The 15,514-nt window shown below is 69.8% G+C and carries 14 protein-coding genes and 1 riboswitch; of the genes, 3 read left to right on the top strand and 11 right to left on the bottom strand.

From position 1 onward, the window contains the following. Window positions 1-385 precede the first annotated feature (385 nt). Both NGF19_RS09105 and NGF19_RS09100 read left to right on the top strand, forming a co-directional pair. Window positions 386-970: a hypothetical protein gene (locus NGF19_RS09105; protein WP_252423891.1), complete on the top strand. Its 585-nt coding sequence runs from the start codon at window positions 386-388 to the stop codon at window positions 968-970. Between the two features lie 279 nt (window positions 971-1,249). Next, a complete protein-coding gene (locus NGF19_RS09100) occupies window positions 1,250-1,456 on the top strand; it encodes a DUF5999 family protein (RefSeq protein ID WP_289734579.1) in 207 nt (68 codons plus the stop codon). An 89-nt stretch (window positions 1,457-1,545) separates the two neighbouring features. On the opposite strand, the gene gcvP is transcribed toward NGF19_RS09100, so the two are convergent. Continuing rightward, window positions 1,546-4,431, bottom strand: coding sequence for an aminomethyl-transferring glycine dehydrogenase (gcvP, locus tag NGF19_RS09095; protein WP_252423889.1), 2,886 nt, complete (start codon window positions 4,429-4,431; stop codon window positions 1,546-1,548). Window positions 4,432-4,608: 177 nt separating this feature from the next. Further along, window positions 4,609-4,706, bottom strand: a riboswitch (glycine riboswitch). Window positions 4,707-4,832: 126 nt separating this feature from the next. Between gcvP and NGF19_RS09090 the strand changes: the two genes are divergently transcribed. Further along, a complete protein-coding gene (locus NGF19_RS09090) occupies window positions 4,833-5,201 on the top strand; it encodes a PRC-barrel domain-containing protein (protein WP_252423888.1) in 369 nt (122 codons plus the stop codon). Window positions 5,202-5,216: 15 nt separating this feature from the next. On the opposite strand, the gene NGF19_RS09085 is transcribed toward NGF19_RS09090, so the two are convergent. From NGF19_RS09085 to clsA, 10 genes are all read right to left on the bottom strand, one after another. Beyond that, window positions 5,217-6,689, bottom strand: coding sequence for a DNA polymerase IV (locus NGF19_RS09085; RefSeq protein ID WP_252423887.1), 1,473 nt, complete (start codon window positions 6,687-6,689; stop codon window positions 5,217-5,219). A 67-nt stretch (window positions 6,690-6,756) separates the two neighbouring features. Further along, window positions 6,757-7,443, bottom strand: coding sequence for a MerR family transcriptional regulator (locus NGF19_RS09080; protein WP_308288462.1), 687 nt, complete (start codon window positions 7,441-7,443; stop codon window positions 6,757-6,759). A gap of 229 nt (window positions 7,444-7,672) precedes the next feature. After that, the gene (locus NGF19_RS09075) at window positions 7,673-8,146 is read right to left on the bottom strand and encodes a bifunctional nuclease family protein (RefSeq protein WP_067026588.1); all 474 of its coding nucleotides are present in this window, start codon (window positions 8,144-8,146) and stop codon (window positions 7,673-7,675) included. Window positions 8,147-8,229: 83 nt separating this feature from the next. After that, window positions 8,230-8,988 (bottom strand): transcriptional regulator FtsR, encoded by a 759-nt coding sequence (ftsR, locus tag NGF19_RS09070; RefSeq protein ID WP_252423886.1) that lies wholly within the window; start codon window positions 8,986-8,988, stop codon window positions 8,230-8,232. 18 nt (window positions 8,989-9,006) lie between these two features. Continuing rightward, window positions 9,007-9,879, bottom strand: coding sequence for a double zinc ribbon and FHA domain-containing protein (locus NGF19_RS09065; RefSeq protein ID WP_252423885.1), 873 nt, complete (start codon window positions 9,877-9,879; stop codon window positions 9,007-9,009). A gap of 61 nt (window positions 9,880-9,940) precedes the next feature. Then, complete coding sequence (locus NGF19_RS09060; protein WP_252423884.1) at window positions 9,941-10,804, bottom strand: DUF881 domain-containing protein; 864 nt, start codon at window positions 10,802-10,804, stop codon at window positions 9,941-9,943. A 5-nt stretch (window positions 10,805-10,809) separates the two neighbouring features. Next, window positions 10,810-11,142, bottom strand: coding sequence for a small basic family protein (locus NGF19_RS09055; RefSeq protein WP_019708255.1), 333 nt, complete (start codon window positions 11,140-11,142; stop codon window positions 10,810-10,812). Next, window positions 11,139-11,975, bottom strand: a complete 837-nt coding sequence (locus NGF19_RS09050) for a DUF881 domain-containing protein (RefSeq protein WP_252424318.1) — start codon at window positions 11,973-11,975, stop codon at window positions 11,139-11,141. The genes NGF19_RS09055 and NGF19_RS09050 overlap by 4 nt, the downstream gene beginning before the upstream one ends. Before the next feature lie 166 nt (window positions 11,976-12,141). Continuing rightward, window positions 12,142-14,637 (bottom strand): mannose-1-phosphate guanyltransferase, encoded by a 2,496-nt coding sequence (locus NGF19_RS09045; RefSeq protein ID WP_252423883.1) that lies wholly within the window; start codon window positions 14,635-14,637, stop codon window positions 12,142-12,144. 114 nt (window positions 14,638-14,751) lie between these two features. Further along, entirely contained in the window at window positions 14,752-15,360 is a 609-nt protein-coding gene (clsA, locus tag NGF19_RS09040; protein WP_252423882.1) for a cardiolipin synthase ClsA, read from the bottom strand. Window positions 15,361-15,514 lie beyond the last annotated feature (154 nt).

The raw sequence follows: 15,514 nt of genomic DNA, 5'->3' as shown, positions 1-15,514 counted from the left end.
GCATGGGACAATGCGTGGCTTCTTCGCCAAGAGGTCGTGAAAAGCGCCGCCGAGATTCGGCCGATCGCTACGGACGGGTATGGCAAGGTCACCGTCCGGACGCCGTCATAAGGCCAGGATGAATAGCGGTCGCCATCGGCCGGATATCGCCTTGATTGCGTTGGGCGGGACAAGCGGAAGAAACGTCACCTGAACACTTGTCGTATAAACTTCGGCCACGGGGCGGAGAGTTGGCGCTCACGGCTTCGAGCCCTGCCGCCGAAAGCGCCATCGGTCCGGGCATCGTCCCCCACAGCTCTCCGGCCCCCAGAGCTGACAGCGTCGTCCGCCCGCCCCGCGTCACTCCCTCGCTTCACTCTGCCTGTCGAACGAGAGGCGACCCGCCATGCCGCTGCATGTCTCCGAGGCCCCCGCACCCGCCCTCCGTACCGTCCTCACGGCGCTCGGTTCCCCCACCGCGGTCCGCGCGGCCCCCACCCCGTCCCTGCGCGCAGCCCAGGGACCCGTGACCCCCGAACTCCCGCTGCCGGTCCATGTGTGGGACCGGATCACCCCGGCGGGCGCGACGGCCACCCGGCTCGCCGGCTGGCGCTTCCTCATCCGCTGCGGCGAGCGCGTGGTGGCCGCCGCCGAGACCGTGCCGACCCCCGACGGCTGGGCGTTCTCGCACTTCTTCGAGGGTCCCTACGTCGCCGCCACCGAACGCGCCCTGCGCCAGGCGGAGACCCTTCAACAGCCGTACCAGGCACGGCTGTTGTCCGTACCCGAGCTGTACATGCTCACGCTGTGGCTGCACGGGGACAGCACCGCCGACGCGGCGGAAGGGCATCTCGCCGCGAGCGACCTCCTGGTCCCGCTCGCGCCCGCACCGCCGGGTATCGCGGCCCACCGCCCGCACCCCGTCGCCGAACTCCTCCCGGTCCTCACCCTCCGGGTCACCCCGGGCCCACTGCTCGGCTCGCCCGCCTAGGCGGCGCTGGCCGGGCCATCCTCCGTAGCCCCTTTCGGCCATCGCGAACCACCCGAAGGGACCGTGCGGTCGAGGTGAACCGTCCGCCGGGGTGACGCGTCATCAAGCAGTGAGGAACGGTGCCGCGAAAGAGCTGCGGAACGACGTCCGCAGAGCAACACTGGTTGCACACCTACACCGGATCGCCAACGGGGGGCGGCCATGAACGACGCCACGAGCCGCAGGACAGACACGACAGCCCACGCACACCACACGACCCAGCGAAAGATCCCCACCACCATGTGCCAGCATCAGCCACCGTGCCCGACCGCCGCATCCGCCGACCGGGAGTCCGCCCGCCTCGTCTCGCACCACCCGGAGCAGGGATGGAGCCTGCTGTGCAACGGCGTTCTGCTCTTCGAGGACACCGGTGAGCTGCTGCCCGACGGGCAGATCATCGCCCCGCACCGTCCGCTCGGCACCGGCCAGGTGATGACGGCCGCCTGAGCCACGCGCACGCGAGGCACGCCGCACACACCAGGGGCCGGACCGGAGACACCGCCTCCGAACCGGCCCCGACGCACACCCAAGGGCGATCAGTCCTCGTACGCGTCCAGCGGCGGGCAGGAGCAGACCAGGTTCCGGTCGCCGAAGGCCTGGTCGATCCGGCGCACCGGCGGCCAGTACTTGTCGGCGGCCGAGACACCGGCCGGGAAGACGGCCTCCTCGCGGCTGTAGGCGTGCGTCCACTCACCGCCGAGCGCGGCGGCCGTGTGCGGGGCGTTGCGCAGCGGGTTGTCCTCGGCCGACCAGGCACCGGAGCCGACCTTCTCGATCTCCGCGCGGATGGCGATCATCGCGTCGCAGAACCGGTCCAGCTCGACGATGTCCTCCGACTCCGTCGGCTCGATCATCAGCGTTCCGGCCACCGGGAACGACATCGTCGGCGCGTGGAAGCCGTAGTCGATCAGCCGCTTGGCGACGTCGTCCACGCTCACGCCCGTCGCCTTGGTCAGCGGGCGCAGGTCGATGATGCACTCGTGCGCGACCAGGCCGCCGGGGCCGGTGTAGAGCACGGGGTAGTGCGGCTCGAGGCGCTTGGCGACGTAGTTGGCGGACAGCACGGCCGCCTGGGTGGCGTGCTTGAGGCCCTCACCGCCCATGAGCCGGACGTACGCCCACGAGATCGGCAGGATGCCCGCGGAACCCCAGGGAGCGGCCGAGACCGGGCCGACGCCCGTCTGCGGACCGGCCGCGGGCTGCATGGGGTGGTTCGGCAGGTACGGCGCCAGGTGCGCGCGCACACCGACCGGGCCGACGCCCGGACCGCCGCCGCCGTGCGGGATGCAGAACGTCTTGTGCAGGTTCAGATGCGAGACGTCACCGCCGAAGTGGCCCGGCTTGGCGAGGCCGACCAGCGCGTTGAGGTTGGCGCCGTCGACGTACACCTGGCCGCCCGCCTCGTGCACGGCCGCGCAGATGTCGGCGACGTGCTCCTCGAACACACCGTGGGTCGACGGGTAGGTGATCATCAGGACCGCCAGCTCGTCGCGGTACCGCTCGATCTTGGCACGCAGGTCCTCGACGTCGATCTCGCCGTCCGCCGCGGTCTTCACGACGACGACCTTCATACCCGCCATCGCGGCACTGGCGGCGTTGGTGCCGTGCGCGGAGGACGGGATGAGGCAGACAGCGCGCTGGTCGTCACCGTTGGCACGGTGGTAGCCGCGTACGGCGAGCAGACCGGCCAGCTCGCCCTGTGAACCGGCGTTGGGCTGGAGGGAGACCTTGTCGTAGCCGGTGACCTCGGCGAGACGCTCCTCCAGCTCGCGGATGAGCGTGAGGTAGCCCTCGGCCTGCTCGGCGGGCACGAAGGGGTGGAGCTGCCCGAACTCGGACCAGGTGATCGGCTCCATCTCCGTGGTCGCGTTGAGCTTCATGGTGCAGGAGCCCAGCGGGATCATGCCGCGGTCCAGCGCGTAGTCCCGGTCGGCGAGGCGGCGCAGATAGCGCAGCATCGCGGTCTCGGAGCGGTACTGGTGGAAGACCGGGTGCGTGAGGTAGTCGCCGGTGCGCAGCAGCGCCTCGGGCAGCGTGTCCGCGGCGGTCGCGTCCAGCGCCTCGATGTCGGCCTCGACGCCGAACGCGGACCAGACGGCGGCCAGTTGCGCGCGCGTGGTGGTCTCGTCGCAGGCCACGGAGACGTGGTCGGCGTCGACCAGACGCAGGTTGACGCCGTTGTCCCGGGCGGCGGCGACGACCTCGGCGGCCTTGCCGGGCACCCGCGCGGTGACGGTGTCGAAGAAGGCGCCGTGCGTGATCTCCACACCGCCGGACGTCAGCCCCTGCGCGAGGATCGCGGCGTAGCGGTGGGTACGCCGGGCGATCGTCTTCAGGCCCTCCGGCCCGTGGTAGACGGCGTACATCCCGGCCATCACGGCGAGGAGCACCTGCGCGGTGCAGATGTTGCTGGTGGCCTTCTCCCGGCGGATGTGCTGCTCACGGGTCTGAAGCGCGAGCCGGTAGGCCTTGTGGCCGTCGGCGTCGACGGAGACGCCGACCAGGCGGCCGGGAAGGCTGCGGGCGAACTTCTCGTGCACGGCCATGTAGCCCGCGTGCGGCCCGCCGAAGCCCATCGGCACGCCGAAGCGCTGGGTGGTGCCGACGGCGATGTCGGCGCCCAGTTCGCCCGGCGAGGTCAGCAGGGTCAGGGCGAGCAGGTCGGCGGCGACGGTGACGAGCGCGCCCAGCTCGTGCGCCTGGTCGATGACCGGCTTGATGTCGCGTACGGCGCCGGAGGCGCCCGGGTACTGGATCAGCACGCCGTTGATCTCGCGGGCGGCGAGGTCGGCCGGGATGCCCTGGCCGAGGTCGGCGACGACGACCTCGACACCGGTCGGTTCGGCCCGCGTCCGGATGACGGCGATGGTCTGCGGCAGCGCGTCCGCGTCGACCAGGAACAGGCCCTTCTTGTTCTTGCCCATACGCCGGGACAGCGCCATCGCCTCGGCCGCGGCCGTGCCCTCGTCGAGCAGGGAGGCGCCGGAGGTCGGCAGGCCGGTGAGGTCGGCGACCATGGTCTGGAAGTTGAGCAGCGCCTCGAGCCTGCCCTGCGAGATCTCCGGCTGGTACGGCGTGTACGCGGTGTACCAGGCCGGGTTCTCCATGACGTTGCGCAGGATCACCGGGGGCGTGAACGTCCCGTAGTAGCCGAGGCCGATCATGGAGCCGAGAACCTGGTTGCGGTCGGCGAGGGAGCGCAGTTCGGCCAGCACCTCGGCCTCGGTGCGCGCGCCCGGCAGGTCCAGCGCGTCGGCGTTCTTGATCACATCCGGCACGGCGGTGGCGGTCAGCTCGTCGAGCGAGCCGTAGCCGACCTGCGCGAGCATCTTGGCCCGTGCTTCGTGGTCCGGCCCGATGTGTCGCTGTTCGAAGGGGATGCCCTGTTCGAGCTCGGAGAGCGGAATGCGAGGGGCGGTCATGCGGAGGCCTCCTGGTCTGGCGCGACCTTCGAGGGGCACCCCGGCGCGGGCACCCCGACGGCCTCCCCCTCTGTCATCTCGACCTGAGAGCTTCGCCGGTCCGCACCAAGGCGTCACCGGCTTTCACCGTCGGTGAGAGCGGAAGCCGTCGACGCCCGCCCTGCTTTCCAGAGTGACCTCGTCCATGCGGTACGTGTGCCTGAGAGATTCCGGGGAGGATTTGCTCCTTCGGCGTCCCCGGGGATGATTCCGGAGAGCTCTCCCGCACGGGTTCAGCGGCCGATTGTCAGACTACCAGCGGATACGGCGCCCTGGCCGTCCCGTGGACCTTCGAGTGGCCGCCCCGCCGATTGTGCTCTTTCGTAGTGGCAACGGATGAGTTGCGACCAGTTGGAGGGACCGTGCAGACCGACATCGATCCGCGGAATCTGATCGGCCGCAAGGCGTTCGACCGCCAAGGCGTCAAGATCGGCACGATCGACGAGATCTACCTCGACGACGCGACCGGCGTGCCGGAGTGGGCGGCCATACGCACGGGGCTGTTCAGCAGGGACGCGTTCGTCCCCCTGGAGCCCAGCGAGCTGGTGGAGGGCACCCTGCGGGTTCCCTTCGACCGCTCCCTGATCAAGGACGCCCCCGACTTCGGGGTCGGACGCCATCTCTCGCCCGAACAGGAGCTCCAGCTCTACCACCACTACGGCCTCGATGTGGCCGCCCCGCCTCCGCCGGACCGCGACTTCGGGCGTCTCGCGGGGTCCGACGGGGGCTGACGCACGCGCCCGGGGCTACCGAGAGCCGTCGTCGGTGCCCGCGCCCGTCGGGGCCGTCGGCGGCGGCCCGGGGGCCTCGGGTTCTCCGGTCTCGGACTCTCCGGGTTCTCTCGGGACCAGGGGCAGGGGATCCGCCGGTACCAGCCGTGGATCGTCGGTGCGGAACGTACGGACGCGTCCCGGCGGTGAGTCCGGGGTCTCGAACCGTACGGTCACCCGGCCCAGCCCGCTGCCCTGCACCCACCCGTGCCCGTACTCCGCGTGCCGGACGTCGTGGCCCGCGCGCCATATGCGCTCGGCGGGGGCGGGCTCCTCCTCGGCGGGTTCGTCAGCGCTCTCGGCCTGCGAGGTCTGCGGGGGCTGTGAGGTCTGCGGGGGCTGCGGGGGCTCCTCCCCCGGCGCCTCGCCCGTGGCCAGCCGCGCCTGGGCGAACAGATCTTCCTGCGTGTAGTCGGCGAGCCCGCTGACGCCCACCCCGAGCAGCCGCACCCCGCCCGTGGTGTCCACGGACTCCAGCAGCCGCGCGGTGGCCTCCCGCACCACCGCGGGGTCGTCCGTGGGCCCGCGCAGGGTGTCGGAGCGGGTCAGCGTCGAGAAGTCGTACCGGCGTACCTTCAGCACGATGGTCCGGCCCGAGAGACCGGCCTCCCGCAGCCGCCGCACGCACCGGTCCGCGAGCCGCTGCACCTCCAGGCCGATCCGGAGCCGGTCGTGGAGATCCACGTCGTAGGTGTCCTCGACCGACACGGACTTGGCCTCCCGCTCGGCCACCACGGGCCGCTCGTCGTGTGCCAGCGCCATCGCGTACAGCCCGTGCCCATGGGCCTTCCCGAGCAGCCGTACCAGCTCGTCCTCGCCCGCCTCCGCGATCTCGTCGACCGTGGTGATCCCCGCCCGCCGCAGATGGTCCCCGGTCGCGGGGCCGACGCCCGGCAGCGTGCGCACCGGCATCGGCCCGAGCAGCGCGCGCTCGGTGCCCGGCCGGATCAGCACCAGACCGTCGGGCTTGGCCTCCTCCGAGGCGATCTTCGCGAGCATCTTGGAGGCGGCGAGCCCCACCGAGCCCGTCAGCCCGGTCACCGCCCGGATGTCGGCGCGCAGCCGCTCCCCCGTGAGCCGCGCGGACTCCTCGTCCCAGGCCACTCCCCCGGCCTCCAGGTCCACGAAGGCCTCGTCCAGGCTCAGCGGCTCCACCAGCGGCGACAGGGTCCGCAGCAGCCCCATCACCTGCTCGCTGATCTCCCGGTAGAACCCGAAGCGCGGCACCAGATACGCGGCGTTCGGCGCGAGCCGGCGCGCCTGGGCCATGGGCATCGCCGAGTGCACCCCGAAGGCCCGCGCCTCGTACGAGGCCGTGGCCACCACACCGCGCGGCCCGAGCCCGCCCACGACGACCGCCTTCCCGCGCAGGCTCGGCTTGGATGCCTGCTCCGCCGAGGCGTAGAAGGCATCCATGTCGAGATGCAGGATCGTGGGCACGGTTCTCACATGTCCGATGCTGCCTTACACCACTGACAGTGAGGCACCCGCACACGCCACGCCGGGCGTACCGGTCCTAGACCGCCCGGTTACGCCGTCGCGCCAGCTCGTCCGTGGTGTTGTGGCCGACGATGGTCTCGCCCGTGTCGACGCGCTCGCCGTGCAGTTGCGACAGTGCGCTCTCCACGTCCTGCCAGACGACACCGACGGCGATACCGAAGATGCCCTGCCCGCCCTGGAGCAGCGCGTGCACCTCGTCAGGGGACGTGCACTCGTAGACCGTCGCGCCGTCGCTCATCAGCGTCATCCGCTCCAGATCGCGGAATCCGCTCTGCCGCAGGTGCTGGACGGCGGCACGGATGTTCTGCAGGGACACTCCGGTGTCGAGGAAGCGCTTGACGATCTTCAGAACGACGACGTCCCGGAAGCTGTACAGCCGCTGCGTCCCCGACCCATAGGCAGGGCGCACACTCGGCTCGACGAGCCCGGTCCTGGCCCAGTAGTCCAACTGCCGGTAGGTGATGCCTGCGGCGGCGCACGCCGTGGGGCCGCGGTAGCCGATGTGCTCGGACGCGTTCTCGGAGTCCGTCTCGCCGTCACCCGGCACAGCCGTCGGCCGCTGGGAGATCGGGTCGGCCGTGCTGCCGTGGTGGGGATATCCGCTGCTCGGGCGAAGCCGGGAGCCGGGGGAAGGGTACGAGCCGCTCTCCCCCATCCTGCGTCCGGGGGCACCCCCCGCCGTACCGCCGCCGCTGCTTCTCACGCCGACCTCCGTCCTCGACTGCCTTCTCGACGGTAGGCAGTCACCAGGGGTGCGTCAACGATCGCCACACTCGGCACGCCGAGTGATAATCACCCTAGGAGTGGTTTCCCGTGCCCTCCCGCGGGGAAAGGCTAGCCGAATGCTTGAGCGAAGGGCCGGGGGCCTGTCGCGCGGGTCACCGGCGGGTAACGCCCCGCTGTCAGAGCAGCGTCGCTGATTGCTCGTAGCGTCACTGATTGCTCGTACCGAAGTCCTCCGGCGAGATCTGGTCGAGGAACTCGCGGAACTTCTCGACCTCGTCCTCCTGCTCGTCGGGGATCGCGATACCCGCGTCGTCCAGCACGCCGTCGCTGCCGTAGATCGGCGTTCCCGTGCGCAGCGCGAGCGCTATGGCGTCGGACGGGCGGGCGCTCACCTCGACACCGCTGGCGAAGACCAGCTCCGCGTAGAAGACGCCTTCCCGCAGATCCGTGATGCGCACTTCCGTGAGCTCCTGGCCGACCGCCTCCAGCACGTCCTTGAACAGGTCGTGCGTGAGCGGTCGCGCGGGGGCCATGCCCTGCTGGGCGAAGGCGATCGCGGTCGCTTCCCCGGGGCCGATCCAGATGGGGAGGTAGCGGTCGCCTCCCACTTCACGCAGGAGCACGATCGGTTGGTTGGAGGGCATCTCGACCCGGACACCTACGACATCGAGCTCATTCACACAGCAACCCTAGGCCGTGCCCGGGATGTTTGGGTAGTCGGGCACGGAACGGCTGGACGATCCACCGAAGGCCGGGCCCGCGTTCACGGGTGCCGTACGCCCAGCGCGGAGCGCACCAGCGCGGCGTGCAACTTCACCGCGAGCCCCGCCAGCTCCTTCGTCCGGGCCTCGGCGTGTGCCCGCGTCTGCGGGTTGCGATGGCGCCGCAGCGGGGCCACGATCTGGTCCACCAGGCCCGCCTCGCGGTCCGCGGCGGCCTTCATCACGCGCAGATGGCGCGGCTCGATGCCGTGGCGGCCCAGTTCGGCCACCAGAGTGGCCACGGTGACGGCCTCGGCGTCGTACGTTCCGTCCGCCAGCGGTACGAGGAGCCCGTACGACTCCCAGTCCTTGAGCTGCTCTTCGCTGATCTCGACGGCCGCGAGCAGCTCGTCATGGCCGATCCGCGCGACCGTGGGGGTCACGGGGTCGCCGAGAAGACCGCCGAGGACGTCCGTGTCCGCCGCGTCGCGCTGCTGGCGGCCCAGGGAGGGCAGGCGCACCTCTTCGCCCCGCTCCAGGGCGTCCAGGTACTCACGGATGACCTTCAACGGCAGATAGTGGTCCCGCTGCATCCGCAGCACCCGGCTGAGGCGCTCGATGTCATGGGCGGTGAACTTCCGGTACCCGGAGGGCGTGCGCTGCGGCTCGATGAGCCCCTCGGCCTCCAGGAAGCGGATCTTGGAGATGGTGACGTCGGGGAACTCCTCGCGCAGCACGTTCAGCACCGTGCCGATACTCATCAGCCGGTTGTCCGCGGCGGCGGTGCCGCTTCCGGCACCGCCGCTCGGTGTGTGACGCATGGACCCTTCCCTGGCGGGTCAGATACCCCGCTGGCTCGCGTAGAAGACCAGCCTGTACTTGCCGATCTGCACCTCGTCGCCGTTGTTGAGCGCGACCTGGTCGATGCTCTCCCGGTTGACGTACGTGCCGTTGAGGCTGCCGACGTCGGCGACCGTGAACGTGCCGTCCGGACCGCGGCGGAACTCCACGTGCCGACGCGACACCGTCACATCGTCCAGGAAGATGTCGCTCTGCGGATGGCGCCCGGCCGTGGTCAGGTCGCTGTCCAGCAGGAAGCGGCTTCCCGAGTTGGGACCGCGGCGCACCACCAGCAGGGCCGAGCCGAGCGGCAGCGCGTCGACGGCCGCCTGCGCCTCCGGGGAGAGCGTCGGCATCGGCGTCTGGCCCGTGGCCTCCGCGTCGTAGGCCTCCAGACCGGAGATGGAGATCGTGGAGGTCGTCTCCGACGCGCGCTCCGCGACCGCGCCCGCCCGAAGCGGCGCACCGCAGTTGGAGCAGAAGCGGCTGCTTTCCGCGTTGTGGTGACCGCACCTCGAACACACCTGAGCCGACATGTTCCCGGAACCTATGCGTCCGGACGCGGCAGGGTCAACCGACGGCGCGCCCTGACCTCCTGACATGGCACCACCCGGGCCACCGACCTGATCCCGGAACAGCGGGCGCTGGCTCTCCGCGTCTCCCGGCTGCGCGGCGCGGTGGCGGGCAGGTGTGTCGCTGCCCCCTCGGGCGCTCTTGCCGAACAACTTCGCAAACAACTTCACGGGCGATTCCCCTTGACCGAAACAGACCCGCCCGTGGGGCAGGACGAACCCTGATTGCATACACCGGCCGATCCGGACATCCTCACAACGTCCGTATCCACCAGACAGTTTCCACCACGCACCACCCATTCGGTGCGCCGACCCCCCGCAACCTCATGCCCTCGTCGGACGGTCTCCATGCACCCGCGGTTCACGGGGAGGACGACCGAGCGTAGTCAGGCTGCTTCGCCACTCGCAAGGCGTCCACGACGATCTTCGTCGAACGCTCCACGTCGACCGTGGCCTGCTCCTTTTCCAGAGTCTGCACCACGCCTCCCGGGATGTTGAGCGCCGGCTCGAGATCCTGCGGCTTGCCGATGACCTTGAAACGATAGGGCTGGGCGATCTTGTTCCCGTCGACGCTGACACCCTTTCCGGTATCCGACAGATAGGTTCCGGCGACCACGCGGACACCGTTGACCTGGATGGCCTCCGCGCCGGCGGCGCGCAGCTCCTGGATCGCGTCGAGCAGCATGTTCGCCCGGACCAGTCCCTTCGTGTCCTCGATGGTCACCGTGATGCCGGGTCCTTGTGCCGCCACGGTGCCCGCAAGGATGCCGAGTTGCTTCTCCTTCTCGGCGGTCTGCTTGCGGGCCTCCTCGGCCCGGTCCGAGCTGTTCTCCAACTCGGTCCGCTGGCCTTCGAGACCCTGCTTCTCGTCCTGAAGACGCTGTGTACGGTCATCCAGTTCATCGAGGATGCGTACAAGATCTTCCTGCCGTGCGCCGCGCAGGGCACTGCTGCTGTCGCTGTTGGAGGCGACCTGGACGGCCAGGCCGAAGCCGAGGCCGAACAGCAGCAGCGCGACGATGAGTTGGGCCCGGGTGACGCGCGGCGGCCACAGCCCCTTCACCAGGCGCTGACGGCCGGTCAGCGCGGGTTCGCGGTCGTTGCCGGACGTCGAGGTCCCGGACGCCTCAGGGGCCTTGGGCGGGACCTCCTGCGGCAGTTCCCTGCGCAGCCGGTGTTCGCCGGTGTGCGGCTGCCGCTCGGGCGTCTCGTCCGCGTCGCTCATCGGCCTCACGCCCGGAACACGTGCCGACGGATCGCCGCGGCGTTGGAGAAGATACGGATACCGAGGACGACCACGACACCGGTGGACAACTGTGCGCCGACCCCCAACTTGTCGCCCAGGAACACGATCAGCGCGGCCACGACGACGTTCGACAGGAACGACACGACGAAGACCTTGTCGTCGAAGATGCCGTCGAGCATGGCCCGCAGACCACCGAACACGGCGTCGAGCGCTGCCACGACGGCGATCGGAAGGTAAGGCTCGACGACCGCCGGAACCTCGGGCCGGACCAGCAGGCCGACCACGACTCCCACGACGAGGCCCAGTACGGCGATCACGATGTGCCCTTCTCTGTGCTCGGTTGTGCTGTGCGTACGATCACACTCGGTGCGGCGGGCAGCCGGAGGTCGTCCTCGGTGGACAGGCTGGTCCGGATCCCGTAGTTCTCCCGCAGCGCGTCCAGATACAGCCCGTCGGCGCTGTCCTTGAACGTGGCGCCGAGCTGGTCCCCGTCCCCCACCGCGAGCACCGTGTACGGCGGCACCAGCGGCCTGTTGTCGACGAGTATCGCGTCGCCCGCGGCCCTGATCGCCGAGAGCGCCGTCAGCCGCTGTCCGTTGATCGAGACCGCCTCGGCGCCCGACTCCCACAGCCCGTTGACCACGCGTTGCATGTCACGGTCGCGGACGCGCCCGGTGTCGGCGAAGCCGGTGGTCTCCCGCGGATTGCCGTTGCCGCCGGTGGTGGCTTCCTTGGCGTCGTCCACGACGAGCTTCACGCCCGGACCGTGCACGGCGACGGCGCCCGCCAGGATCCCGACGAGGTCGGCCCGGTCGGCGCCCCCGTCCTTCTTCAGGGCCTCCCGCTGCCGCGCGCCCACGTCGTCGCGCAACGTGTCGACGGTGGCTTCGAGCTTGTCCGCGGCCGTGGTCTCGCGCTGGATGCGGTCGATGAGTTCCTCGCGCTCCTTCGCGACCGCCGGGGCGGCCACGCGCGCCTGCGCGGCGCCCACCGTCACCACGACGGCGGCGAGCACGAGTCCGGCCGCGAGACCGAGCTTGGCCCGCACCGTCTTGGGCAGGCCACCGGTGCCCTCCGACCGCTTCCGGGCGGCGGCCTCGGCGTATCCGTCGTCGAGGCTGTGGTCCATGACGTTGGTGAGCAACGACATGGACGCGTCCGGACGCGAGGTGTGCGCGGGTGTGCTCCGAATGGGGGGCGGCTGCGGCATGCCGCACATCGTCGCACGTCGCGAACCATACCTCCGAATGGCCCTGTCCCGTGTGCCGGACCGGCCCCTCGAGGAGCCCGCCCGGCACCCGCGCGTGCCGTGTGTTCTACCTGCCCGCGCTGTCCACGACCGCGGACCACTCCTCCAGCAGGGCCTGCGCGGAGGCGTCGTCGGGCCCCTCGGCCCACAGATGGGTGACGGCCTCGGCGGGGTCGGGCAGCACCAGCACCCACCGCCCGTCGGCCTCCACGACCCGTACCCCGTCCGTGGTGTCCACGAAGCGGTCCCCGGCCGCCTCGACGACCCGGCGCATCACCAGCCCCTTGACGGCCCAGGGGGTGGCGAGATCGCTCTTGAGGACATGGGCACGCGGAATCCGCGCGTCGATCTGACTGAGCGTGAGCTGCGTCCGCGCCACGAGTCCGATGAGGCGCACGAACGCGGCCGTACCGTCGAAGACGCTGCTGAACTCCGGCACGATGAACCCGCCGCGCCCGTCGCCGCCGAAGATGGCCGATTCCTCCCGGCCCACGCGCGTGAGGTCGTCGGGCGAGGTGGTCGTCCACTCGACCTGTGTCCCGTGGTACGCCGCCACCTGCTCGGCGATCCGTGTCGTCGTCACCGGCAGCGCGACCTTCCCGCTGCGCCGCTCCGCGGCCACCAGGTCGAGCATCACCAGCAGCGCCCGGTCGTCCTCGACGATCCGCCCCTTCTCGTCGACGAGCGAGAGCCGCTCCCCCACGGGGTCGAACCGTACGCCGAACGCCGCCCGCGAGGAGGCGACGATCTCACCGAGCCGTACGAGCCCCGCTCTTCGGGCGTCGACGGTCTCCGTGGGCCTGGACTCGTCCAGGCCGGGATTGATCGTCAGCGAGTCCACACCGAGCTTGCCGAGCAGGCTGGGCAGGACGAGCCCTGCGCTGCCGTTCGACGCGTCCACGACGACCTTGAGCCCGGAATCGGCGATCCCCGTGGTGTCGACGCTGCGCAGCAGGGATCCGGTGTACGAGTCGAAGACGCTGGAGGGGAAGTACAGATCCCCTATCTCACCGGGGAAGGCCCGCCGGTACTCCTGGCGCGCGAACATCCGGTCCAGCTTCCGCTGCCCGGCCTGCGACAGATCGGCTCCCTGCCCGTCGAAGAACATGATGTCGACGGAGTCGGGGACGCCCGGCGAGGTCCGGATCATGATCCCGCCGGCGCTGCCCCGCGCGGTCTGCTGCCGGGCGACGGGCAGGGGTACGTTCTCCAGGTCGCGTACGTCGATGGCGCTGGCCTGGAGCGCCGAGATCACCGCGCGCTTGAGCGCACGCGCGCCCCGCGAGTGGTCGCGGGCGGTGGTGACCGTGGACCCCTTCTTGAGCGTGGTGGCGTACGCGCCGGCCAGCCGCACGGCCAGCTCGGGGGTGATCTCCACGTTGAGGATCCCGGACACACCGCGGGCGCCGAAGAGATGGGCCTGGCTGCGGGATTCCCAGATGACCGAGGTGTTGACGAAGGCACCGGCCTCGATGGTCTTGAACGGATAGACCCGGACGTTGCCCTGGACGATCGACTCCTCGCCGATGAGGCATTCGTCGCCGATGACCGCGCCGTCCTCGATCCGGGCCGCACGCATGATGTCGGTGTTCTTCCCGACCACGCAGCCGCGCAGATTGCTGTGCTGGCCGATGTAGACGTTGTCGTGGACGACGGCCCGGTGGAGGAACGCGCCGCTCTTCACGACGACGTTCGAGCCGACGACGGTGTGCTCACGGATCTCGGCGCCGGTCTCGACCTTGGCGTAGTCGCCGATGTACAAGGGGCCGCGCAGCACAGCGTCGGGGTGCACCTCGGCGCCCTCGGCCACCCATACGCCCGGGGAGATCTCGAAGCCGTCGATCTCGACGTCGACCTTGCCCTCCAGGACGTCGGCCTGCGCCTTCACATAGCTCTCGTGAGTGCCGACGTCCTCCCAGTAGCCCTCGGCGACATAGCCGTAGACCGGCTTGCCCTCCTTCATCAACTGCGGGAAGACATCGCCGGACCAGTCGACGGGCACGTCGGGCAGGACGTAGTCGAAGACCTCGGGCTCCATGACGTAGATACCGGTGTTCACGGTGTCGGAGAACACCTGGCCCCAGGTCGGCTTCTCCAGGAAGCGTTCGACCTTTCCTTCTTCGTCGACGATGGTGATGCCGAATTCGAGCGGGTTGGGCACACGCGTCAGGCAGACGGTGACCAGCGAACCCTTCTCCTTGTGAAAGCGGATCAGGTCGGTGAGATCGAAGTCGGTCAGCGCGTCACCGGAGATCACGAGGAAGGCGTCGTCCTTGAGTGCCTCTTCGGCGTTCTTGACGCTTCCGGCGGTACCGAGCGGCTTCTCCTCGTTGGCGTAGGTGAGCTCCATGCCGAGTTCTTCGCCGTCACCGAAGTAGTTCTTGACCAGCGAGGCCAGGAACTGGACGGTCACGACGGTCTCGTTGAGCCCATGCCTCTTCAGCAACCGCAGCACGTGCTCCATGATCGGGCGGTTGACCACCGGCAGGAGCGGCTTGGGCATGCTCGAGGTCATGGGGCGGAGGCGTGTGCCCTCGCCGCCCGCCATTACGACGGCCTTCATGTCGGAAGCGTCCTCCTCGAAGAGACGACGGTTCAGCCGACTTCACCCGTCAGATTGTCCCGCAGTTTCCCCGCGCGGGCCATCGAGCCGCTACGGCCGCCCCCTTTGGCGGGCTCAATCGGCCATGGTGTTTGCCCTGACAAGACGGCGGACCTGCACCACGTAGAGGAGTCCTGCCCACCAGTACAGCGTTGTACCCCAACCTGCGAACGCCCATCCGAAAATGGCCGCGGGTGTCGCGATCCATCCGGTCGCGTCGCTGAGAAGCAGCAGTGGGAAGGCGTACATGAGGTTGAACGTCGCCGCCTTCCCCAGGAAGTTCACCTGGGGCGGCGGATAGCCGTGCCGCCGGAGGATGCCCACCATCACCAGCAGGACCAGCTCGCGCGCCACCAGTACAGCGGTCAACCAGATGGGCAGGATCTCACGCCAGGTGAGACCGATGAGAGTCGACGCGATGTAGAGCCGGTCGGCCGCGGGGTCGAGGAGCCGGCCGAGACTGCTGATCTGATTCCAGCGCCGGGCGAGCTTGCCGTCCAGATAGTCACTGACGCCGCTCAGTACGAGGACGAGGAGCGCCCAGCCGTCGCTCTTGGGCCCACCGAACTCGGGCCTGAGGATCAACCACAGGAAAACGGGCACGCCGACGAGCCGTGCCATGCTGAGGATGTTCGGGATGGTGAGGACTCGGTCCGTCTGGACACGGGTCTCCTGGACCTCCACCCGGGGGCCTCCTGTGGGAAATGAGCCAACGATACCTCCTGACCTTACCCGCCGGGTTCACAGCGTGGTACGGGGGGTTGTACCGGGGTTCGGTCGGAAAACAAAAAACTCCGGTTCCTGGGCGTGATGCCCAAGAACCGGAGTTCTAAAAGGA

Source organism: Streptomyces macrolidinus (assembly GCF_023887685.1).
GTDB lineage: Bacteria > Actinomycetota > Actinomycetes > Streptomycetales > Streptomycetaceae > Streptomyces > Streptomyces macrolidinus.
Note: the sequence above shows the minus strand (reverse complement) of the source record. Positions and strands in the feature narration are given on the sequence as shown.

Excerpts from the sequence above, each read along its gene's own strand:
- NGF19_RS09105 (WP_252423891.1), top strand. The coding sequence starts at position 386 with ATGCCGCTGCATGTCTCCGAGGCCCCCGCACCCGCCCTCCGTACCGTC.
- NGF19_RS09100 (WP_289734579.1), top strand. The coding sequence starts at position 1,250 with ATGTGCCAGCATCAGCCACCGTGCCCGACCGCCGCATCCGCCGACCGG.
- gcvP (WP_252423889.1), bottom strand. The coding sequence starts at position 4,431 with ATGACCGCCCCTCGCATTCCGCTCTCCGAGCTCGAACAGGGCATCCCC.
- ftsR (WP_252423886.1), bottom strand. The coding sequence starts at position 8,988 with ATGCGTCACACACCGAGCGGCGGTGCCGGAAGCGGCACCGCCGCCGCG.
- NGF19_RS09065 (WP_252423885.1), bottom strand. The coding sequence starts at position 9,879 with ATGGGTGGTGCGTGGTGGAAACTGTCTGGTGGATACGGACGTTGTGAG.
- NGF19_RS09060 (WP_252423884.1), bottom strand. The coding sequence starts at position 10,804 with ATGAGCGACGCGGACGAGACGCCCGAGCGGCAGCCGCACACCGGCGAA.
- NGF19_RS09050 (WP_252424318.1), bottom strand. The coding sequence starts at position 11,975 with ATGTCGTTGCTCACCAACGTCATGGACCACAGCCTCGACGACGGATAC.
- NGF19_RS09045 (WP_252423883.1), bottom strand. The coding sequence starts at position 14,637 with ATGAAGGCCGTCGTAATGGCGGGCGGCGAGGGCACACGCCTCCGCCCC.